The organism is Micromonospora arida (genome assembly GCF_042873195.1).
Classification (GTDB): Bacteria; Actinomycetota; Actinomycetes; order Mycobacteriales; family Micromonosporaceae; genus Micromonospora; species Micromonospora arida.
The window spans coordinates 693,844-713,409 of sequence record NZ_JBIALC010000002.1 but is presented as its reverse complement, the minus strand read 5'-3'; the positions used below and the strand labels follow the sequence as shown (position 1 = coordinate 713,409).

The 19,566-nt window shown below is 71.8% G+C and carries 20 protein-coding genes and 1 pseudogene; 11 read left to right on the top strand and 10 right to left on the bottom strand.

Annotated elements, in window-relative coordinates; translation table 11 throughout:
* Positions 1–20 precede the first annotated feature (20 nt).
* From ACFYP0_RS09990 to ku, 4 genes are all read right to left on the bottom strand, one after another.
* Positions 21–845: an SCO6745 family protein gene (locus tag ACFYP0_RS09990; RefSeq protein ID WP_355502517.1), complete on the bottom strand. Its 825-nt coding sequence runs from the start codon at positions 843–845 to the stop codon at positions 21–23.
* A 189-nt stretch (positions 846–1,034) separates the two neighbouring features.
* Positions 1,035–1,706 carry an FKBP-type peptidyl-prolyl cis-trans isomerase gene (locus tag ACFYP0_RS09985; protein WP_355502482.1) on the bottom strand — a complete coding sequence of 224 codons (672 nt, stop codon included), beginning with the start codon at positions 1,704–1,706 and terminating at the stop codon, positions 1,035–1,037.
* A 146-nt stretch (positions 1,707–1,852) separates the two neighbouring features.
* Positions 1,853–2,491, bottom strand: coding sequence for a DUF4241 domain-containing protein (locus ACFYP0_RS09980; RefSeq protein WP_355502484.1), 639 nt, complete (start codon positions 2,489–2,491; stop codon positions 1,853–1,855).
* A gap of 73 nt (positions 2,492–2,564) precedes the next feature.
* On the bottom strand, positions 2,565–3,593 hold the full coding sequence (ku, locus tag ACFYP0_RS09975) for a non-homologous end joining protein Ku (protein ID WP_355502487.1): 1,029 nt from the start codon (positions 3,591–3,593) through the stop codon (positions 2,565–2,567).
* A gap of 85 nt (positions 3,594–3,678) precedes the next feature.
* Between ku and ligD (ACFYP0_RS09970) the strand changes: the two genes are divergently transcribed.
* Both ligD (ACFYP0_RS09970) and ligD (ACFYP0_RS09965) read left to right on the top strand, forming a co-directional pair.
* Positions 3,679–4,620, top strand: a complete 942-nt coding sequence (gene ligD / locus ACFYP0_RS09970) for a non-homologous end-joining DNA ligase (RefSeq protein WP_355502490.1) — start codon at positions 3,679–3,681, stop codon at positions 4,618–4,620.
* A complete protein-coding gene (gene ligD, locus ACFYP0_RS09965) occupies positions 4,610–5,524 on the top strand; it encodes a non-homologous end-joining DNA ligase (protein ID WP_355502493.1) in 915 nt (304 codons plus the stop codon). The genes ligD (ACFYP0_RS09970) and ligD (ACFYP0_RS09965) overlap by 11 nt, the downstream gene beginning before the upstream one ends.
* A 418-nt stretch (positions 5,525–5,942) precedes the next feature.
* On the opposite strand, the gene ACFYP0_RS09960 is transcribed toward ligD (ACFYP0_RS09965), so the two are convergent.
* Positions 5,943–7,034, bottom strand: a complete 1,092-nt coding sequence (locus ACFYP0_RS09960; protein ID WP_355502496.1) for a hypothetical protein — start codon at positions 7,032–7,034, stop codon at positions 5,943–5,945.
* A gap of 141 nt (positions 7,035–7,175) precedes the next feature.
* On the opposite strand from ACFYP0_RS09960, the gene ACFYP0_RS09955 reads away from it, so the two are divergent.
* The 3 genes and pseudogenes from ACFYP0_RS09955 to ACFYP0_RS09945 all read left to right on the top strand — a co-directional run bounded on the left by ACFYP0_RS09955 (position 7,176) and on the right by ACFYP0_RS09945 (position 9,175).
* The gene (locus ACFYP0_RS09955) at positions 7,176–7,928 is read left to right on the top strand and encodes a TIGR03089 family protein (RefSeq protein WP_355502499.1); all 753 of its coding nucleotides are present in this window, start codon (positions 7,176–7,178) and stop codon (positions 7,926–7,928) included.
* A gap of 152 nt (positions 7,929–8,080) precedes the next feature.
* Positions 8,081–8,302 (top strand): annotated as a pseudogene (locus tag ACFYP0_RS09950) (M43 family zinc metalloprotease); the annotation flags it as partial.
* Positions 8,303–8,461: 159 nt separating this feature from the next.
* On the top strand, positions 8,462–9,175 hold the full coding sequence (locus ACFYP0_RS09945) for a hypothetical protein (protein ID WP_355502502.1): 714 nt from the start codon (positions 8,462–8,464) through the stop codon (positions 9,173–9,175).
* Positions 9,176–9,337: 162 nt separating this feature from the next.
* Here ACFYP0_RS09945 and ACFYP0_RS09940 read toward each other — a convergent pair whose 3' ends face one another.
* Positions 9,338–9,709 carry a DUF4267 domain-containing protein gene (locus ACFYP0_RS09940; protein WP_355502505.1) on the bottom strand — a complete coding sequence of 124 codons (372 nt, stop codon included), beginning with the start codon at positions 9,707–9,709 and terminating at the stop codon, positions 9,338–9,340.
* An 89-nt stretch (positions 9,710–9,798) separates the two neighbouring features.
* Here ACFYP0_RS09940 and ACFYP0_RS09935 point away from each other — a divergent pair, with 89 nt between their 5' ends.
* The gene (locus ACFYP0_RS09935) at positions 9,799–10,371 is read left to right on the top strand and encodes a TetR/AcrR family transcriptional regulator (RefSeq protein WP_355502508.1); all 573 of its coding nucleotides are present in this window, start codon (positions 9,799–9,801) and stop codon (positions 10,369–10,371) included.
* Between the two features lie 32 nt (positions 10,372–10,403).
* Here ACFYP0_RS09935 and ACFYP0_RS09930 read toward each other — a convergent pair whose 3' ends face one another.
* A complete protein-coding gene (locus ACFYP0_RS09930) occupies positions 10,404–10,670 on the bottom strand; it encodes a hypothetical protein (RefSeq protein WP_355502511.1) in 267 nt (88 codons plus the stop codon).
* A gap of 476 nt (positions 10,671–11,146) precedes the next feature.
* On the opposite strand from ACFYP0_RS09930, the gene ACFYP0_RS09925 reads away from it, so the two are divergent.
* Positions 11,147–11,374, top strand: coding sequence for a winged helix-turn-helix domain-containing protein (locus ACFYP0_RS09925; protein ID WP_181545459.1), 228 nt, complete (start codon positions 11,147–11,149; stop codon positions 11,372–11,374).
* Positions 11,375–11,713: 339 nt separating this feature from the next.
* Here ACFYP0_RS09925 and ACFYP0_RS09920 read toward each other — a convergent pair whose 3' ends face one another.
* Positions 11,714–13,393, bottom strand: a complete 1,680-nt coding sequence (locus tag ACFYP0_RS09920; RefSeq protein WP_124854244.1) for a DNA repair helicase XPB — start codon at positions 13,391–13,393, stop codon at positions 11,714–11,716.
* 172 nt (positions 13,394–13,565) lie between these two features.
* Between ACFYP0_RS09920 and ACFYP0_RS09915 the strand changes: the two genes are divergently transcribed.
* Together ACFYP0_RS09915 and ACFYP0_RS09910 are read left to right on the top strand one after the other, a co-directional pair.
* Positions 13,566–14,444 carry a L,D-transpeptidase family protein gene (locus tag ACFYP0_RS09915; protein WP_355493666.1) on the top strand — a complete coding sequence of 293 codons (879 nt, stop codon included), beginning with the start codon at positions 13,566–13,568 and terminating at the stop codon, positions 14,442–14,444.
* Between the two features lie 97 nt (positions 14,445–14,541).
* On the top strand, positions 14,542–14,778 hold the full coding sequence (locus ACFYP0_RS09910; RefSeq protein WP_091395293.1) for a hypothetical protein: 237 nt from the start codon (positions 14,542–14,544) through the stop codon (positions 14,776–14,778).
* Positions 14,779–14,808: 30 nt separating this feature from the next.
* On the opposite strand, the gene ACFYP0_RS09905 is transcribed toward ACFYP0_RS09910, so the two are convergent.
* The gene (locus ACFYP0_RS09905; RefSeq protein WP_355493667.1) at positions 14,809–17,292 is read right to left on the bottom strand and encodes a helicase-associated domain-containing protein; all 2,484 of its coding nucleotides are present in this window, start codon (positions 17,290–17,292) and stop codon (positions 14,809–14,811) included.
* Positions 17,293–17,375: 83 nt separating this feature from the next.
* Here ACFYP0_RS09905 and ACFYP0_RS09900 point away from each other — a divergent pair, with 83 nt between their 5' ends.
* Together ACFYP0_RS09900 and ACFYP0_RS09895 are read left to right on the top strand one after the other, a co-directional pair.
* Positions 17,376–17,999, top strand: a complete 624-nt coding sequence (locus ACFYP0_RS09900; protein WP_091395288.1) for an HAD family hydrolase — start codon at positions 17,376–17,378, stop codon at positions 17,997–17,999.
* Positions 18,000–18,026: 27 nt separating this feature from the next.
* Positions 18,027–18,413, top strand: a complete 387-nt coding sequence (locus tag ACFYP0_RS09895) for a cold-shock protein (protein WP_074316242.1) — start codon at positions 18,027–18,029, stop codon at positions 18,411–18,413.
* On the opposite strand, the gene ACFYP0_RS09890 is transcribed toward ACFYP0_RS09895, so the two are convergent.
* A complete protein-coding gene (locus ACFYP0_RS09890; RefSeq protein WP_124853393.1) occupies positions 18,374–19,222 on the bottom strand; it encodes a 1,4-dihydroxy-6-naphthoate synthase in 849 nt (282 codons plus the stop codon). The two genes, ACFYP0_RS09895 and ACFYP0_RS09890, sit on opposite strands and share 40 nt — an antisense overlap.
* Between the last annotated feature and the right edge of the window lie 344 nt (positions 19,223–19,566).

Below are 19,566 nucleotides of genomic sequence, written 5' to 3'. Positions count from 1 at the left end.
CCCGACGGGTGGGTGCCCGGTCAGGCCGGCAGCGCGGGCAGCCCGATCGGGCTGCCCTCCGGAATCAGCGTGTGGCAGGCCCGGGCCATCGGCTCCAGCAGCTCCCGCAGCCGATCCGTGTCGTCCCGGCCGAGCGCCTCCCACGGGTGCGCGGCGGCCCGGTCGGTGGCGTCTTCGACGGCCTGGAACGCGGCTCGGCTGTGGTCGGTGGCCGCGCCGTCGGAGGTCAGCCAGCCCCGCTGCACCAGCCGCTCGCGGGCGGCCACCCACTGCTCCTCGGACCAGCCCCGACCGAACAGATTCACCGGCGACATGCCCTCGGCGACCCGCCAGGCCAGCGTCTCCACCGGGTCCAGGCCTGCGGCCACCAGCGCCGCCACGTGCCCGTCGCCCCGGTGCTCCCGCAGGGTGGTGGCGGCCTGCCAGAGCCGAGCCAGCGGGTACTCCCCGACCGGCAGCGCCGCGTTGACCGCGCCGAGCACCCGGCCGGCCGTCTGCACCGACGAGGCGGCCCGTGTCAGCAGGTCGGCGGCCTGCGTCAGATGCGTCTCCGGCAGTTCGTAGGTCAGCTCCGCGAGCGCCTGCACGGCACCGGTCAGACGGGCGCGCAGCGCCTCCTGCGGGGTGGCCAACCGCCACACCGCCGGCAGCGCCCGGGTAACCATCGGCGGTGCGAAGCTGAAGAACGTGGCGATCACCGGAGCCGCCTCGGTGGCACCCAGCGGCGCGGCCCGGCCGGCGAAGTAACCCCGCCAGTAACCGCGCAGCCCGACCGCCTCGAACGCGGCCCGGGCCCGGGGGTGGAAGTAGGTGACCGCGTGCACCGGCTCGAAGTGCGTCCACATCAACCGGGCGGTCCGCCCAGGCTCGTCCAGCGCCGTCACATGCACCTCCGCGTCCCGGTTCCGGATGCTCACCCCGGGCGGCGAACCGCCCGGGGTGACGCCGAACCTACTGCCGCAGGGTGACGGGCCGGAAGCCCCATGTGAACAACTCCATCGCGTCCCGGCGACAACCGGGACGACCCGGACAGGTCACTGGGCGGCGAGCACGTCCACCACGAAGCGCAGCGGACCGGTGGGACGTCCACCGGCGGCGGCCTCGTCGTTGCCGTACGCCAGCTCGCCCGGGATGTCGAGCTGCACCCGGCTGCCGACGGTCACCCCGACCAGACCCTGGTCCCAGCCCGGAATGACCTGGCCGACGCCGATCGGGAAGGTGGCCGGCTGCCCGGCCTTCCACGAGGAGTCGAACTCCTTGCCGTCCTTGAAGAACACCCCCACGTAGTTGGTGGTGATGTTCTGGCCCTTCTGCACGGCCGGGCCCTTGCCCTTGATCAGCGGGGTGACGGTGAGCTTCTTGAGCTCGCCAGTGCCCGGGGTCACCGCCGGCTTGGTGCCCAGCGCCGGGTCGGCGCCCTCGGGCAGCTGCGGAGCGGGGGGTGCGCCGGCCTCGTCGGGGGCCGGGGCGGAGGCCGACGGGGTCGAGTCGGCCTGGGTCTTGGGCTTGTCGTCGCCCCCGCCGATCGTCACGAAGACGCCGATCAGCACCCCGACCACGGCGACGGCGGCGAGACCGCTGGCCCACGCGTTGCGCTTGCGCCTCGCGTCGGCGGCCTTCTTCTCCGCCAACTGGGCGGCCAGGCGGCGCCCCGACTTGGTTGCCGGGCTCTGGTCCGGGCCCGTCTGCTGCGTCCGCTCGCTCACGTCGTCGACTCCCTGCTGCGAAGTGTGGCCGGCACCCGGTGCCGGGGGGAAAGCCGACGCACACGGTACCCGCACCGCGGCCCACCGTGCCCGCCGCGGACGCCTCGGATCGCCCAGCGCGACAGTTCCGGGTCTTTCCCGGGCGGTTATTCCGGGACGACCATGAAGTCGGTCACGAACGAGGTGACCCGCCCGTCGGCGGCACGGCCGATCCAGGTGCCGTAGCAGCCGTCGCCCCAACCGGTGGCCACTGTGACGACGTTGGCACCGCTGGCCTCGTCCAACACGGCGGTGATCAGCCCTGGGACCGGGGACGAGGGCAGCTCGGCCGGGATGAAGACCTCCTCGACCCGGTCGGAGTCCCAGCCCTCCAGGACGGCGAGGGCGGTCGGATCGGCGAGGGTGCCGACGCCGGCATCCACCCCGTAGCCGAAGTAGTCGTCGCCTCCGAGCGTGGCGACGTCCTGGTCACCCGCGACGGCCGGCTCCCAGCGGATCGTCGGTTCCGCCGAGACGACCAGCTCCAGCGCGGCGACCCGGCGGTCCACCTCGGCGTCCTCCCGGAGCACCACCGCCACCCAGGCGCGGGCGGCATACCGCCCCGGCGGCACCGTGACCGTGAACGGCTCGGCCTCCGGGCAGACCAGCGGGTCACACCCGACCACCTGGCCGGTGGGCAGCACGATGTCGCCCACCGGGTGAACCTCGATCAGGTAACCGCCGTGCTGGTCGGTGAAGCGGGAGCCGGGCGTCAACAACCGGTCCAGATCAGGGGTGTACGGCATGGGGGCTCCTCCGGTCGCCAGCGGCCGGCGGAGCGTACCCGGCGAGGCGGACACCGCCGCCGCTGCCGTACGGTCAGGCGCTCTTGCGGGGTGCGGTCTTGCGGGCGGCGGTCTTCTTCGCCGGCTCCGCCTTCTTCGCGGTGGTCTTCTTCGCGGCGGTCTTCTTCGCCGGCTCGGACGCCTTCTTCTCGGCCGTCTTCTTCGCCGCGGTCTTCTTCGCGGGTGCCTTGGCCGCCTTCTTCTCGGCTGCCTTCTGCGCCGACCGCGCCGACGAGATGGGCGTCGGCTCGCCACCGCCGCCACCGCGACCGGCCGGCTGCTCGCCGCGAGCCGCCTTGGCCCGCTCCACCGAGGCCTTCAACGCCGCCATCAGGTCCACCGCCGCGGCCGGGGCCTCCTCGACCTCCTCGGGCTGGACGACCTCCCGACCCTCCACCTTGGCGTCGATGACCTCCTGCAACGCGGCCCGGTAGTCGTCAGTGAAGACGTCCGGCTCGAACTCGCCGGTCATCGAGTCGATCAGTGAGCTGGCCATGGCCAGCTCCGGCGGGCGCACCTTGAGGTCCTCGTCGAGGAAACCGAAGTCCGGGGTACGGATCTCGTCCGGCCAGAGCATGGTGTTGAGCAGCAGCACACCCTCGCGGACCCGCAGCGTGGCCAGTTGCTCCCGCTGGCGCAGCGCCACCTTGACGATGGCCACCCGCTCCGAGTCGATGAGCGCGTCGCGCAGCAACACGTACGGCTTGGTCGCCGCGCCCTCCGGCTCGAGAAAGTACGCCTTGTTGTAGAGGATCGGGTCGACCTGCTCGGCCGGCACGAACTCCAGCACGTCGATGGCGCGGGAGCTGGTAAGCGGCAGGTCGGCAAAGTCCTCGTCGGTGAGGATCACCATTTCGCCGCCGCCGATGTCGTAGCCCTTGGCGATGTCGTCGTAGGTGACCTCTTCGCCGCAGACCGAGCAGGTGCGCTTGTAGCGGATCCGCCCACCGTCCTCGCGGTGCACCTGGTGGAACCGAATGTCCTTCTCCTCGGTCGCGGAGTAGAGCTTCACCCCGATCGAGACGAGCCCGAACGACACGGCTCCCTTCCAGATGGCACGCATCCTGCGCTCCCTTCCCCGGTATCGACCATGCTCGCATCCGAAAGAACCGGACGCGAGGTGTTCGGGCTGCTACTACAGTCGGGTCGTGCCCGGCGCGCCGCTCAAGCCGATGCTCGCGATGACCGGGCCGCTCCCGGCGGGTGACGGCTGGGCCTACGAGTTCAAGTGGGACGGCGTGCGCGCCCTGGCCGACATCTCAGGTGGCGGTCAGCACCTGTATGCCCGTTCCGGCGTGGAGATCACCGCCGCGTACCCGGAGTTGGCCACCCTGCCCGAGCAGGTCGACGACGCGCTGCTCGACGGCGAGGTGGTGCTGCTCGGCCAGGGCGGGCAGCCGTCGTTCACCGCGCTGGCCGAGCGGATGCACGTCCGGGACCGGGCCAAGGCGGCCCGGTTGGCCACGGTCATGCCGGTGACGTACATGATCTTCGACCTGCTCCGGCTGAACGGCGACGACCTGACCGGCTGGCCGTACGAGCGCCGCCGGGATGCGCTGGAGGCGCTCGCGCTCGGCGGCCTCCGATGGGCGGTGCCGCCGATGTTCGCCGACGGGCCGGCCACCTACGAGGCGGCCGGAGAGCACGGCCTGGAGGGTGTGATGGCCAAGCGGGTCGGGGCCGTCTACCGCCCGGGGGTGCGCTCGCCGGACTGGGTGAAGGTCAAGCTGGAGGTGACCGGCGACTTCGTCATCGGCGGTTGGCGACCTGGCGCGCGCCGGATCGGCGGGCTGCTGGTCGGGGTGCCTGGCCCGGACGGTCGACTGATCTACCGGGGTCGGGTCGGCGGTGGGATCGGCGCGGCCATCGAGCGGCAGCTCCTCGCCGAGCTGGAGCCGCTGCGCTCCGGCGTGTCACCGTTCGCGCCGGGTGTGCCGCGCGAGGATGCGCGGGGCGCCATCTGGGTAACACCCCAGGTGGTGGTGGAGGTGAAGTACGGCCAGCGCACCCCCGACGGCCGGCTGCGCTTCCCCCGGGTGCTGCGGTTGCGCCCGGACAAGCCTCCGGAGGAGGTCGACGATGCCGGCTGAGCGGCTACGGGTGGACGTCGAGGGCCGCGCGCTGGAGTTGTCCAACCTGGACAAGGTGCTCTACCCGGCGGCCGGGTTCACCAAGGGTGAGGTGATCGACTACTACACCCGGATCTCCCCGGTGCTGCTGCCGCACCTGCGGGACCGGCCGGTCACCCGGATCCGCTTCCCCAACGGGGTGGACGACAAGTCGTTCTTCGAGAAGAACACGCCGGCCGCGACGCCGGACTGGGTGCGGGTGGAGAACCTGCCCGCGCCCGGGTCGACGAAGGGCCGGGAGACCATCGACTACGTGGTCGCCGACGACCTGCCCACCCTGGTCTGGCTGGCCAACCTGGCCGCGTTGGAGCTGCACACACCGCAGTGGAAGGTGGGTGAACACCCGGACATGATGGTCGTCGACCTGGACCCGGGGCCGCCGGCCGGGCTCGCCGAGTGTTGCCCGGTGGCGGTCCTGATGCGCGACCGTCTCGCCGACGACGGCATCGAGTCGTACCCGAAGACGTCCGGAAAGAAGGGCATGCAGCTCTGCTGCCCGATCGCCGGCACCCAGTCGTCCGACCTCGTCTCCGACTACGCCCGACGGATCGCCCAGGAGTTGGAGAAGGCCCACCCGAAGCTGGTCGTGTCGAAGATGGCGAAGAACCTGCGACCGGGCAAGGTCTTCATCGACTGGAGCCAGAACAACGCGGCGAAGACCACAGTCGCGCCGTACTCGCTGCGGGCCCAGTCGGTGCCGTCGGTGTCGACGCCGCTGACCTGGGACGAGGTCGAGGCCGGCGTGCGCGGCCGGAAACCGGCCGTCCGCCAGTTCACCGCCGCCGAGGTCCTGGCCCGGGTCGAGGAGTACGACGACCTGCTCGCCCCCCTGCTCGACGGCGGCCCGGAACTGCCCACCCGCTGACTGCCAGGTGACGATGAGTGCCCGGATGGGCGGGGGCGGTACCCGCAACAGCGTGTAACTGGCCTCGGGGTCCCGCCCGAGCCTCGCCCCACCTTTGCTCTGCTTACCTATATGCGACACTGCGTTGAGCTGGGACTTCATGACGGCCGCGCGGTTGAAAGGGGGGAACTTTCCTCGCGGAGAGTGCGTGTCGCGTATAGGTAAGCAGAGCAAAGGCTCTGAGCGGGGGGCGGTGGCCAGCACCGGGGGTCACCTGATGTGATCGGCCGACGTCACCGCGAGGGTGGACGTCGGCCGAGGGGGAACGGGCGGTGGGTCAGTTGCGGCCGAAGACCCTGCGGCCGAAGCCCCTGCCGGCTGGAGCCCAGCCGCAGCAGCACCGCCGCCGCACCGGGCAGCTGACGCCCGGTGGGGAGCATCAGCTTACGGCGACGTGAACAGCCGGCGAAGCACGGCGCAGCCGCCACCAGGCGCCACCGACCAGGGCGACGGTGATGACGGTGACCGCGATGTCGCCGGCCAGGGCCGCCGCCGGGCTCGCCGGGGAGTACGGCGGCACCAGGTATGCGAACGCGGCGGCCATGACCAGGCCCGCCGTGCCGGCAACGAGCACGTGCCGCTGCCCCCAGCCGTTGCCCGACGACCAGTACGCGATCAGCCCGCCGACGGTGGCGGCGAGTCCCAATGCGATGGCCACCCCCGTCCAGCCGGGTGCCAGGTCGCTGCCGAGGCGGACGAGGACGACCGGTAGACCGACCCAGAGCGGGTACGGCGCCCGGCGGGTCCGGCGCGGGTGGGGGCGGCGCCAGCGGGGCAGCAGGGCGGTCGCGACCAGGGCGAGGACCACCACGGCGGCGAAGGCCAGCTGGAGTGGGCTGGCCAGGAAGCCCTTGTCGTCGTTGATGTCCGAGAAGATGAACAGACTGCCGAGCAGATAGATCAGGCCGACGACGAGGAGACCGGGCCGGCCCAGCCACGGCCGCAGCCGCCGTTCCGGCCCGAGGAACGACTCGATGAGCACGATAGGCGCGCAGATCGTCAGCACGATGTGGTTGCCCACGTAGTCGAACGCCTGCCGAAGGCTGAATTCGAGCCCCGGCACCAGCGTCGCCTCGGCAGCGGCCCGGGTGTCGGCGTACTGGGTGTCGTCGAGGAAGTCGGGATTGAACAGTGACTGGTCGACCAGCCCGGCCTGGAGTACGCCGAACGCGGCGGCGAGCAGCACGATGGTCGGCCAGCCCGCCCCGAGGTGCCGGGCGGTCTCCCGGATGAGGATCGCCGCGCCGCCGTACATCGGGCCCAGGAAGATCAGCACCGGCAGGAAGTCGTCGATGGCGAAGCCGCCCCACGAGCACTCGGCCGCCCACGGCGCGAGCAGCAGCAAGACGATCACCGGCAGCAGCCGCCGACGCAGCGGCAGCCGATCAGCGTCGACAGGGCGATCAGCGGCGACAGGGCGGCCGGCGGTGACGGGATGGTCGGCGGCGACGGGGTCGGATTCGGTCGGCATCGGCGCTCCTCGACGGCGTCTCGGGGGTCACCTGCACCTTGCGCGGGCCACCCGGTCACCCGATACGGCCATCGGCCGACGACCGGTGCGACCAAAGTCGTTGAGTACTGTGGTGCCGACGTCGACCCGGGGAGCGTGGAGATGCAGCCAACCGTCACGGCCGATCTGCCGGCCCGGCCCGTCGAGGCCGAGCGTCCGCTGCTCAGCTACCGCGACGAGGCGACCGGCGAGCGCGTCGACCTGACCGCACAGCAGGTCGGCCAGTGGGCGGCGCGGAGCGCGGGCCTGCTGCGGGACGGCTGCGGTCTCGGCCCCGGCAGCCGCGTAGCGGTCCTGCTGCCGCCGCACTGGCGTACCGCAGCGGTGTTGTTGGGCGCCTGGGCCTCCGGCCTGGCGGTGTCGTTCCGACCGCGCGCCACCGCGGGCCTGGCGGTGCTCGAACCGGGCGGCGACCGGCCGTTCGATGCGGTCTTCGTGACGCCGGAGCGGCAGGACGACTGGCTGGAGGACGTGCCGGACGCGCCGCACCGTTATCTCGTCGGCGCCGGGCCGGGGCGGCTGGACGACGTGCCGTTGGGCTGGTTGGACTGGTCCGCCGAGGTGCTCCGGCACGGCGACGGCGCGCCCGACCACACCGCCATCCACCCGTCGGACCCGGCCACGGCGGACGGCACCACCTACGGTCAGTGGGGTGCGCTCGCCCAGGAGTTCGCCACGATGCTGGACCTGCGCGCCGGCGACCGCCTGCTGGTCGACGCCGCCGAGACCGAGCAGCCGCTCAAGTGGTTGCTCGCACCGCTCTCGGCCGGCGCGTCCGTGGTGATCAGCGCCAACCTCGACCCGGCGCGGCGGGACGCGGTCGTCGCCGCCGAACAGGTGACCCGGGTTCTCTGACTCCCGCCGGACCGGCCAAACAGCGCTGGCCGGTCCGGTTCCGTTACATCGCCATCTGCCCTGCTCAGAGGGTCTTTTGTCGATGCCGTCGGCGTGTTCTCATACCCGAACAGCGACGTCATCGACCCCGCACCGCCACCCTCATCGCGCACGGCTGCTCCGCGTCCGGCGACTTCGTCGCGGACACCCCCCGCGAGGCGGCGCCGCAGTTCGACTGCCCGGTGGGCGCGGACTCCTGCACCGCGCCCGGGCTCGACCCGATCCACAACTTCATGGACTACACGCAGGACTCCTGCATGAACATGTTCACCGCCGGCCAGGCCGACCGGATGAGCGACGCCTGGGTGGCGTTCCGCGCCGGCGGGGCCGGATAGCCCACTGGAGGTCGGGGGCCGGCGAATCGCTCTGCGGCGAATCGCCGGCCCCGATCGCCTCACCCTTCCGGTGGAGCCCGCTCGTTCCGTCCATCCTCACGTTCTGCCTGCTCCTACGCTTCGCCGAAAGCATCTGGCACTTTCATCGGCGGAGGACACATGGCGTCGGGGCGCACACGTCGGACACTGGTGTCGGTGGTCGCCGGTGGACTGTTCGCCCTCGGTGTGGTCGCGCCCGGTCCGGCGGCGGCGCCGCTGCCCCGCTCGGCCCAGGCCGACGGCCCGACCGTTCCCGAGCCGCGCCCACCGCTGCTCCCCGCCGACTTTCAGGGCACCGGCCGGTACATCGTGCGGGACCTCGGCATCGACGTGCCGTTCTCCTGGCAGGGCCGCGACGGCAACAGCCAGATGACCGCCGGCGGCCCGGAGCACCCGATCTGGTTCACGAACCTGATCTACGAGAACACCCTCTACACGCTCACCTACAGGTGGCCGAACATCCCGCTGTTCCCGCCCCGCGCGTGCAGCAAGGTGCCGGGGTTCTTCAACCGCCAGATCTTCAACGACAAGCTGAAGACCGCCCGCTACGTGGGGCCGGAGATCCTCCAGGGTGAGAAGGACCGGCACGTGGACCACTGGCGGGTCGGGGTCGTCGGCGGTTCCACAGTGCCGGGGGAGTTCTTCCGGTTCCCGATCGCGCTCGGCGACATCTACGTCGACCAGCACGACCCGAGCCGGTGGTGGCAGGTGTTGCAGTTCGGCCTGCAGAACCTCTTCGACCCGGAGTTGGACGAATGGTTCACCATGGACACCTTCGACCACCGCCCCGGCGAGGTCACCCTCCCCGACCGCTGCCCACCCCCCACGTCGTAGCGCGTCCAGTGCGTCTCGACTGCGTCTCGACTGCGTCTCAACTGCGTCTCGACTGCGTTGATCAAGAGGTTTGCGTCATCATCAGGCCCATCGATGACGCGAACCTCTTGATCAACACGGGCAGGGTCAGGGTGGGGGGTCGAGGGTGGGTCCGGGTGGGGGTTACAGGGCGAACAGCAGGGCGGCGTCCAGGAGGACGACCAGTGCGGTGGCGAAGTGGATGCCGAAGGCGACAGCCTTCGTTCCGCCGTTCCGTAGCACGATGAGGGTGTCGCCCAGCGGGACGAGCGCGACGACCAGCATGAACCACGCGACCGCGTCGGCGGTCGTGAAGGCGATCAGGGCGAGGCCGAGCAGCCCGAAGGTGAGGTCTTTCAGCCCTTTGACCGTCAGGTAGGCGGGATCGCCGTCCGGTCTGGCCGGTACGCCGTACCCGGCGGCCGCGGCCTGCGGCACCAGCAGGAACCGCGCGCCGATGAAGGCGACGAAGAGGCTGAGTACGAAGGCGAGCCCGTAGGCGAGGGGTGCCAGCATGAGTCTACTCCAATTCCTAGCGCTGCTAGATGTGAGAGCGACGCTAGCAGAGCGTAGACAGGAACGCTAGCAGTGCTAGGGTTGCTGTCATGTCGACACAGGCGCGCCGGGAGCGTGAGCGGGCTGAACGGGAGCAGGCGATCATCACCGCGGCACGGGACCTGGCGTTGGCCGAAGGCTGGGACGCGGTGACCACCCGACGGCTCGCCGCCGAGATCGAGTACAGCCAGCCCGTCCTCTACAGCCACTTCAAGGGCAAGGACGCCATCATGGCGGCGGTCGCCGTCGAGGGCTTCGCCGAGCTGGCAACCGCACTGGTCTCGGCCCGGGCCTCCGCCCCCGACCCCCGGCAGGCGGTCGCCGACGTGGCAGCCGCGTACGTCGCGTTCGCCCAGCAGCGGCCCGCGATCTACGACGCGATGTTCACCCTCGCGGTGGACCTGCCGTTCGCCAGCCAGGACGTGCCAACCGACCTGGCCCGGGGCTTCGCCGAACTGTCCGAGACAGTGCGCCCGGTCGCGGTGGACGACGACCTGGAGACGGTCACCGAAACCTTCTGGGCCGGCCTGCACGGGCTGGTCACACTGATGCGCAGCGGCCGGCTCCGCCGCGCCGACCACGACCGCCGGCTCGCGGTCCTGGTGGACCGCTTCTCCCGTTGAGCGATGCCGTCAGGGCCGGGCGCGCGCTGAGGTCACCGACCGCCGGGCAGGAGCGTGCGTCGGGCGCAGGGCGACAGGTGGTCGGTGGGCAGGGCGCACCGCGCGCCGCCGGGCAGTGGCCGATCACAGAAGACCCAATGTCGTACGCCCTGCTGGTCCTCCGCCGAGACGGTCACCCCGCCCGGCTCGACCAGCGCGCTGAGCCGGACCAACACCCGAGCGGCGGTACGCGCGAAGATCCGGGCGCGCAGCAGATCAGGCGCGGTGATCGGCAGGTGGATCACCCAACGGTCGCTCATCAGTAGCGGCACTGTTCGGGGAGCTGCCAGGGCTGCGGCGACTCGTGGCGCCTTCTCGTCGGAGGTGGCTCGTCGCGCCGGCTCGCCGGCCGACTGGTCTGGTTGCGCACGTGGCTGCCCTTCGTCGGATGGGATCGACGTAAAGGGGCGGTCTCCGCCGGTTGCGCTCGGCGGAGACCGCCCGCCCGCGGCCGTCCGGGGGGTACGGCAGCGGGACCGCGCCGGGGGAGCGCGGCGGGTGGGGTCTCGGCGGTTCGGATCTCGGCGGGATGCGAGGCCGTTACGAGAGGCGCCAACCGACCGCAGCAGCACCGCATCACCGAGAGCGACGCTACCGATACCTCTCACCTCTGTCAACGCTCTCCTATCTAGCAAATCTTGCTGCTGGGGTTGCTGTTGCTTCCCTTCCAGTTGTTGCCGCTCTTTCATCCGGTGCTCGATACTGGGCGGGCCAACCGACTGCAAGGGGCCTCCGCGTGCCGATTCCCCCGACGATGAGCGAGTTGATCGATGATCTGCTGAGGCGGATCAAGGTGGGCGAGTTCCCGCCCGGGTCGCAGATACCGTCTACCCAGCAGCTGTCCGACCACTACGACGTGTCGGTGTCGACCATTCACCGTGCGGTGGCGAAGTTGCGGAAAGAGGGCGTGCTCGTTGGCCGTCCGGGGCGCGGGGTCTTCGTCGCGGAGTCCCGTAAGCGCTGACGCTCGTTGACTGCCTGGCACGCGCCGGAGCGCGAGGTCGTCGAGATCTTGGACAGTTTCCGTTCAGACGGGACGGAAACTGTCCAAGATCTAGAGTGACGGACTGGCGGCACGGATCAGGGTGGCGCGCGCGAGAGTTACCGCGTGCTGCTGGCGGCCCCACGCCGGGCGACTGATTCGTCTACGACATCAGCTCCATAGCGAGCGCGAGAGACATCCCGCGCCCGCGCCGCGCCCTCGCCTACCGCGCTGATCGACTCGGTTTCCAGGAAACCGGGGCATCACAACACCCCGGACACCGCGACTTCCGGAAAACCGAGTCGATCAAGGCCGCGCGGGTCAGTCGACCGTGGGGAGCTTCGGGCCGAGGACATCGTCGGCGTCGACGATCGTGTACGCGTACCCCTGCTCGGCGAGGAAGCGCTGCCGGTGTGCCGCGTACTCCGTGTCGATCGTGTCCCGGGACACCACAGTGTAGAAGTGCGCCTGCCGGCCGTCGGCCTTCGGCCGCAGCACCCGACCGAGCCGCTGCGCCTCCTCCTGGCGTGACCCGAACGTCCCGGACACCTGGATCGCCACCGCCGCCTCGGGCAGGTCGATCGAGAAGTTGCCGACCTTCGAGATGACCAAGGTTCGCAGCGAGCCGGACCGGAACGCGTCGAACAGCCGCTCCCGCTCCTTGTTGGTGGTCGAACCCTGGATGATCGGCGCGTCGAGGTACTCGCCGAGCTGGTGCAGCTGGTCGATGTACGCGCCGATCACCAGCACCTGGTCGTCCGGGTGCCGGTCGACCAGCGCCTTGACCACCGGCAGCTTGGTGCGGGCGGTCGCCGCCATCCGGTAGCGCTCCTCCGCCTCCGCCGTCGCGTACGACATCCGCTCCGCGTCGGTCAGCGTCACCCGGACCTCGGTGCACTCGGCCGGTGCGATCCAGCCCTGCGACTCGATGTCCTTCCACGGCGCGTCGTACCGCTTGGGCCCGATCAGGCTGAACACGTCACCCTCGCGGCCGTCCTCGCGTACCAGAGTCGCGGTGAGGCCCAGCCGGCGGCGGGCCTGGAGGTCCGCGGTGAACCGGAAGATCGGCGCGGGCAGCAGGTGCACCTCGTCGTAGACGACCAGGCCCCAGTCGCGGGCCCCGAACAGGTCCAGGTGAGTGAACGCGCCGCCGCGCCGCGAGGTGAGCACCTGGTACGTGGCGATGGTGACCGGCCGGATCTCCTTACGCTCGCCGGAGTACTCGCCGATCTCCTCCTCGGTCAGCGAGGTGCGGGCGATCAGCTCCCGCTTCCACTGCCGGCCGGCGACCGTGTTGGTGACCAGGATCAGGGTGGTCGCCTTCGCCTCGGCCATCGCCGCCGCGCCGACCAGGGTCTTGCCGGCGCCGCAGGGCAGCACCACCACCCCCGACCCGCCGGCCCAGAACGCCTCGACGGCCTCCCGCTGGTACGAGCGCAGCGTCCAGGGCTTGCGCCCGTCCTTGCCGGCCTCGGCCAGCTCGATCGGGTGCGCCTCGCCGTCGACGTAACCGGCCAGGTCCTCCGCCGGCCAACCCAGCTTGAGCAGTGCCTGCTTGAGCCGGCCACGCTCGGACGGGTGCACCCGGATGGTGTCGTCGTCTATCTTGTCGCCGAGCATCCCGGCGAGCTTCTTGCTCTTGGCCACCTCGATCAGCACCAGCCGGTCCAGTGCGCGCAGCACCAGCCCGTACGCCGGGTCGTTGGCGAGCTGGAGCCGGCCGTACCGGTCCATCGTCTCGGCCACGTCCACCAGCAGCGCGTGCGGCACCGGGTAGCGGGAGTACTTGAGCAGCGAATCCACGACACCCTCGGCGTCGTGCCCCGCCGCGCGGGCGTTCCACAGACCCAGCGGGGTCAGCCGGTAGGTGTGCACGTGCTCCGGCGAGCGTTCCAGCTCCGCGAACGGCGCGATCGCCATTCGGCAGGCCTGCGCGTCGGGGTGGTCGATCTCCAGCAGCAGGGTCTTGTCCGACTGCACGATCAGTGGTCCACCGCTCACGCCAGCGTCCTCTCCTCGGTTGGCCGACCGGCCGAAACGGGTCGCATACCCGCTGCTGGTCGACCATCCAGTGTTGCACGATGCGGGACGGCGGAAGAAAGATGCTCACCGGGCGCAACCGTGACGGCACTCACGAACGTCTAGTAAAGGGACGACTGTCTGGGGAGGGCCCATGAAGCATGTCCGGATCACTTCCCGGCTGGTTGCCCTTGTGGTGGTCGTGCTGGTCGGCGCGGGAGCGTGCGCGTTCGATCCGCAGTCCGGCGGGAGCGGTGGCGGGGGAGCCGCCCCAGCCGGTGCGGCGGAACAGGCAACGGGGGCGGGCGACACACCCGGGCCCGACCAGCGCGGCCGGCCCACCCCGGCCGCGCCCACAGCGAAACCCACCCGGAAACCCACGCCGAAGCCGACCCACCCGGCACCCACCACGACCGCCGGCACCGGTACGCCGACCGTCGCCGGCTGCCCCCAGGGGCAGCACCAGCGGGCGGTGGAGACCTACCTGGCCCGGTTGGGCGGGTTCGGGGCGGTGACCGTGGACGGCCGGCAGTCCGCCGCCGACTGCGCGGCGATCAAGAAGTTCCAGAAGAGGTACGGCATTCGCCCCGTCGAGGGTCGCGCCGGACCAACCACTCTCGACGTGGCCCAGCGCCTCGCCACCACCGACACGACCCGCTGCAAGGCCGGCACCGGCACCACGTTCTGCGTGGACCTGACCCGGCAGACCGTCTGGGCGCTCCGCGGCGGCAAGGTGATCATGGCACCGACGGTGACCCGCACCGGCATGTCCGGCTACCGCACCCCGGCCGGCACGTACGCCGTCAACTACCGCAACCCCAAGGAATGGTCCAACCCGTACGAGGTGTGGCTGCCGTACTGGCAGCACTTCACCCAGGGGATGGGCTTCCACGAGACCACCACCTACCTGCACGACAAGTCGATCGGCTCGCACGGGTGCGTCAACCTGCTGCATGCCGACGCCGTCCGGATGTGGGAGCTCGGCAAGGTCGGCACCCGGGTGGTGCTGATCGGCCGACGCCCCGGCACCTGAGTGACACGCAGCGAATCGCGGCGACAACCCCCTGTCCGACCGGACCAACGAGTGTCACCCTTGGAGTCCAGGGCCGGACCGGGCGGGGAGGCTGGGGATGACGGTCGACCGTGACGTGATCGCGGAGCACGAGCACGCACCACCCGACGAGGTGTCCCGAGCGACGGTGATCGCGTACGCCGTCGCGGCGACGCTTCTCCTCGGGTGGTTCCTCTTCGGCTGGCTGGTGCTTCAGCAGGGCTTCGTCGACTCGGTCGGGGAATCCGCCGGCGCCGGCTTCGCGCTGCTGCTGATCATCTCGGTGGTCGGCACCGTACGCCGCAGCCGCCGCTGACCGACGGCGCCCGCGCGGTGGCGCCTCCGGTCAGTCCGCCACCACCGCCGCGGTGATCCGGTGCAGCGCGAACGTGTGCAGCATCTCGGTCCGTTCGTCCTCGGCCCGCAGGTAGCCGGCACCGATCGAGACCGGCTTGAGCAGGCGTGACGCCGTCGCCCCGTGCGCGTCGACGTAACCCACCCAGACCAGCGCCTTGTCCCGGACCGCCTGCTGGAGCACCGCCAGGGCCTCGCTGTGGGTGTGCGCCGGCACCGGGCCGCCGCCCAGCCCGGGCGCGCCGCCGCGCACCACCGCCGGCGCCCGTCGGGCGGCCCGCGCCGCCGCGTCGCCGCGCCGGATGTGCTCCACCACGCCAAGCAGCCGGGGCATGGGCAACTTCGGGGCGGCCAGCGGATCGATCGTCCGGGTGGTCACCGACACCCGGGGCGGGGCCCGCCGGATTCGTGGCCGGGCCAGCACCGTGCTGCCGGTGCCGTCCTCCTGCACCGGGGCGTACCCCGCGTCGCGCAGCGCACCCAGCAGCCGACCAACCTGGTACTGCGTACACAGCACCGTCGGCGCGAGCCGGCGCAGCGCCAACGACTCCAGCCGCCGGTCGGCCAGCACCTCGCTGATCAGCGTCTCGTCGTCGCTGCGCAGGTACGCCCCGGCCAGGCCGACCCGCAGCCCGCCGTGCTTACGGGCCACGTCGTCGATCAGGTAGGTGAGCCCCTGCGGCACCGGGGTACGCGAGCGACGTCGGAACACGTCGTGCAGGTCGTCGGCCGTGTAGCCGGAATCCAGGGCCCGCCGCACGCTCGCCGTGGTGACCCGGTGCACGCTGGCCCCGCCGGCCGACTCCAGCTCGGTCATCGCCTCCAACTCGACGGCGAGCGCCGGCTCGGGTGGGCCGGGCACCACAACGGTCAGGTCGGCCTGCACCAGGAAGTGGTCGACCGGTGCGGGCAGCAGGGCGTCCAGCGCCCGCGCGGCACTGGACGGGTCACCGCTCTCGACGTCGGCGTGCACGCCCAGCGGGTCGTCACCCCGCTCGTCGGTCGACGTCAGGTCCCCCAGCAGCAGCCGACCGTACGAGGTGAGCGCCCCCAGCCCCGTCACACCCAGCTGTGCGGCCTCGGCCAGCACCTCCCGGTGGGCGGCGTCCCGGCCCCGGCTGCGACGCGGTGCCCGCCAGTCCAGCAGCTCCTGCACCTCCTGCGGGGTGGGTGCCGTCGCCGGCTCCAGATCGGCGAGTACGCCGAGCACCGCCCGTCGGGTGGCCGGCACGCTGGCCCGCTCGGCCTCGGCGGAGAGCGCGGTGATCGGCCGGTCCCGGTCGTCACGGCGGCCCACCAACCCCACCTGCCGGGTCATGGTCAGCCACGCTCGGGTGAGCTGCTCCCACCGTTGGGCCAGCGAGGCGGCCCGCCACACCTCGTACCCGCCCGTCGGCAGCACCTGCTGATCCGCCCCGTACCGACCGGTGGTCGCACCGGGCATCTCCAGCTCACCGAGGAGCCCCGCCGCGTACGCCACCTCCAGCAGCAGCGCGGTGGTCGGTTCGTCCAGCCCGGCGGTACGCGCCAACCGGCGCAGGTCCCGTACACCGACGCCACCCGAACGCAGCACCGGCGCGGGCTCGTCGGCGAGCTGCTCCAGCAGGCCTTCGGTGTGTCGGACCACCTCCATGGTCTGCCCGGCCCCGGCCGAGTCGACCGCTTTCGGCTCGCGGGGCGCGGCGGCCACCGGCGGTGGGCTGGTACGCAGCGGCCCGAGAGGGCCGGTGTCGCGGCGCAGCAACAGGCCGACCTCGCGGGGCAGCTCCACCGTTCCGCTGGCCGTGGACGAGCCGGTCGTCACCGGGACCAGCAGTCGGTTGTCGACGAGCCACCGCACCGGGGAGCCGGTCGGCGCGCCACCGTTGGTCGGGTCGGAGAGGACCGGGTCCGCCGCGCCGAGCGGCGGCGCCTGCAACGCCCCCGGCGGCACGCTGCCCACCGGTGGGCCGGCCGCCAACCGGTCCAGGATCGCCCGGGCCGAGGGCGGGGCGGCGAGCACCGTCCGTCGGAGCTTCGCCGGGTCCGCGCAGAGCGCGGCCGTGCGCGGGTCCAGCTCCGCGGCCGGTCGGCCGAGCCCAGCGGGGTACGGGGAGACCTCGTCGACGGCGGGCAGCACCTGGAGCGCGTGCTCCGGGCCGTACAGCAGGAAGAGCGCACGCAGTCGGCCCACGGCGGCCCGGACGGCTGTCGGAGCCGGCGGTTGCGGCCCGGCGGTCGCCATCGCGAGCACGGTGTCGGTGGCCGTGGTGGCGTCGTCCGGGTTCCGGGTGAGACGGGCGGCGTCGAGGATCTGGAGGGTGAACTGGTCCAGACCGTCCAGCGCGCGGGCCACGGAGACCCGGGACTGGGCCCGGATGGCCAGGGCGGAGACGTCGGCCGGCACGGGCACGACGAGGTCGGGCCGCAGCTGGAGGAGCGCGGCCAGTGACTCGTCGGGCAGCGACCGCAGGTGGTCGGCGAGTGAGGTGGTCATCGTCTTTCCACGCTAGCCCGGCACCGGGCTTCCGCGCCCCTCGGACGTCCGGTCGACTGGGAGTAGCCGGTACGTTTCTCGACATGCCAGCACTGACCGTCGGATTCGACCTCGACATGACCCTGGTGGACTCCCGCCCCGGCATCGCCGCGGCGTACCGGGCGCTGACCGCGAGGACCGGTGTGCCGGTCGACGCCGAGCTGGCGGTGTCCCGGCTCGGGCCGCCGCTGCGTACCGAGATCGCGCACTGGTTCCCGCCGGAGCAGGTCGAGTCCGCCGTGCGGGTGTATCGCGAGCTCTACCCGGCGTACGCGATCACCCCGACGCTTCTGCTGCCCGGCGCGCGGGAAGCCATCGACGCGATCCGTGCGCGGGGTGGCCGGGTGTTGGTTGTCACTTCCAAGATCGGTCGGCTGGCCCGGTTGCACCTGGACCACCTCGGTCTCACGGTGGACGAGTTGGCCGGCGACCTGTTCGCCGAGCAGAAGGCGACCGCTCTGCGGGAGCACGGCGCGACCCACTACGTCGGTGATCATGTCGCGGACATGGTGGCGGCGGCAGCGGCCGGGGTGCCCGGCATCGGTGTGGCGACCGGCCCTTGCTCCTCCGACGAGCTGCGCGCGGCCGGCGCGGAAGTTGTGCTGGACGAGCTCACCGAATTCCCAGCGGCGCTCGACGGGATGATCCAGCTAGCCTTGGAGCAGTAGCGGCTCAAGTGAAGCAGGGGTTTTCAGGTGCCTACGGGTCGAGTGAAGTGGTACGACACGGCCAAGGGATACGGCTTCGTCACGAGTGACGAGGGCGGCGACGTGTTCCTGCCCAAGGGGGCGCTGCCGGCGGGTGTCACCGACCTCAAGGGTGGCCAGCGGGTCGACTTCAGCGTGGTGGACAGCCGCCGGGGCGCGCAGGCCATGGGGGTCAAGCTGCTGGACGCGCCGCCGTCGATGGCAGAGCTGCGCCGTCGGCCGGCCGAGGAGCTCCACGGCCTGGTCGAAGACATGATCAAGGTGCTGGAAGCGAAGGTCCAGCCGGACCTGCGCCGGGGTCGGTACCCGGACAAGAAGGCCGCGCAGAAGATCGCTCAGCTGGTCCACGCGGTGGCCCGCGAGCTGGAGGTCTGAGGCACCAGGCCGGCGGTGGCGGCCCGATCGAGCAGTGCCGCCACCGCGGCGAGACCGGCCTCGCCCAGGTCTGCGGTGAACTCGTTGACGTAGAGGCCGATGTGTCGGTCGACCACGTCGAGCTCCATCTCCTGGGCGTGCGCCAGCACGTACTCCCGGCTGGCCGCCGGGTCCGCCCAGGCCTGCCGGACCGACTCGCGGACCCAGCCGGCCGCGGCCTCCGGGTCGACCGCCCCGCGCCGGGCCAGGATCGCGCCGAGGGGGATGGGCAGACCCGTGTCGGCCTCCCACCATTCGCCGAGGTCGACCAGGGCGCTCAGGCCGTGCCGGTGGTAGGTGAACCGTGCCTCGTGGATGACCAGCCCAGCGTCGTAGCGCCCAGCCGCCACGCCCGGCATGATCTCGTGGAACGGCACCACCTCGATCCGGGCCGGCGGTCGCCCAGCCGACCAGAGCCGGAACAACAGGTACGCGGTGGTCCGGTCGCCCGGCACCGCCACCGTGGCACCGGTCAGGTCGGTGCGGTCCGGCCCGCCGTCACGGTCGCCCCGGGTGAGCACCAGCGGACCGCAACCGCGACCGAGGGCGCCGCCGCAGGGCAGCAGGTGGTAGTCGTCGAGCAGCCAGGGCAGCGCCGCGAAGCTCACCTTCACCAGGTCGAACGCGCCCCGCTCAGCCGCCGTGTTGGTGACGTCCACGTCGGCGTACGTCACCTCGACCGGCGGCGCGCCGGGCACCCGCCCGTGCACCAGCGCGTGGAAGACGAACGTGTCGTTGGGGCAGGGCGAGATCGCCAGGGAGAGCGCCACACCCTCACGGTAGTCCCGCCCTCCGCCCGGGGTCCGCGCCCACCCCACGACTGTGATCCGGGACCGTGACGCGCAGCTGTGATCCGGGGCTGTGATCTGGGGCTGTGACCTGCGTCAGAGCGCGGCGGCGGCACGAACTGCGGTGGGCGCCGCCGGGCGGAACAACGCGTGGAAACGACCGGCGCAGCAGGGTCGAGCACCCACCCCGGTCTCCCTTTGGAGCTGATGTCGTAAACGAATCGCCCAGACTCGGTGACCGTGATTCGGAGCAGGGCCAACGGTGCGAGCTCGCAGGCTAGGAGCCCGGCCCAGGCCCGGGTCGGCCCCGGCCCAGGCCCGGGTCG

Coding starts and splice junctions, on each gene's coding strand:
- ACFYP0_RS09945 (WP_355502502.1), top strand. CDS start 8,462: ATGGCGTCGGGGCGCACACGTCGGACACTGGTGTCGGTGGTCGCCGGT.
- ACFYP0_RS09900 (WP_091395288.1), top strand. CDS start 17,376: ATGCCAGCACTGACCGTCGGATTCGACCTCGACATGACCCTGGTGGAC.
- ACFYP0_RS09935 (WP_355502508.1), top strand. CDS start 9,799: ATGTCGACACAGGCGCGCCGGGAGCGTGAGCGGGCTGAACGGGAGCAG.
- ACFYP0_RS09960 (WP_355502496.1), bottom strand. CDS start 7,034: ATGCCGACCGAATCCGACCCCGTCGCCGCCGACCATCCCGTCACCGCC.
- ACFYP0_RS09990 (WP_355502517.1), bottom strand. CDS start 845: ATGTGGACGCACTTCGAGCCGGTGCACGCGGTCACCTACTTCCACCCC.
- ACFYP0_RS09905 (WP_355493667.1), bottom strand. CDS start 17,292: ATGACCACCTCACTCGCCGACCACCTGCGGTCGCTGCCCGACGAGTCA.
- ACFYP0_RS09955 (WP_355502499.1), top strand. CDS start 7,176: ATGCAGCCAACCGTCACGGCCGATCTGCCGGCCCGGCCCGTCGAGGCC.
- ligD (WP_355502493.1), top strand. CDS start 4,610: ATGCCGGCTGAGCGGCTACGGGTGGACGTCGAGGGCCGCGCGCTGGAG.
- ACFYP0_RS09930 (WP_355502511.1), bottom strand. CDS start 10,670: ATGAGCGACCGTTGGGTGATCCACCTGCCGATCACCGCGCCTGATCTG.
- ku (WP_355502487.1), bottom strand. CDS start 3,593: ATGCGTGCCATCTGGAAGGGAGCCGTGTCGTTCGGGCTCGTCTCGATC.
- ACFYP0_RS09980 (WP_355502484.1), bottom strand. CDS start 2,491: ATGCCGTACACCCCTGATCTGGACCGGTTGTTGACGCCCGGCTCCCGC.
- ACFYP0_RS09940 (WP_355502505.1), bottom strand. CDS start 9,709: ATGCTGGCACCCCTCGCCTACGGGCTCGCCTTCGTACTCAGCCTCTTC.
- ACFYP0_RS09915 (WP_355493666.1), top strand. CDS start 13,566: ATGAAGCATGTCCGGATCACTTCCCGGCTGGTTGCCCTTGTGGTGGTC.
- ACFYP0_RS09910 (WP_091395293.1), top strand. CDS start 14,542: ATGACGGTCGACCGTGACGTGATCGCGGAGCACGAGCACGCACCACCC.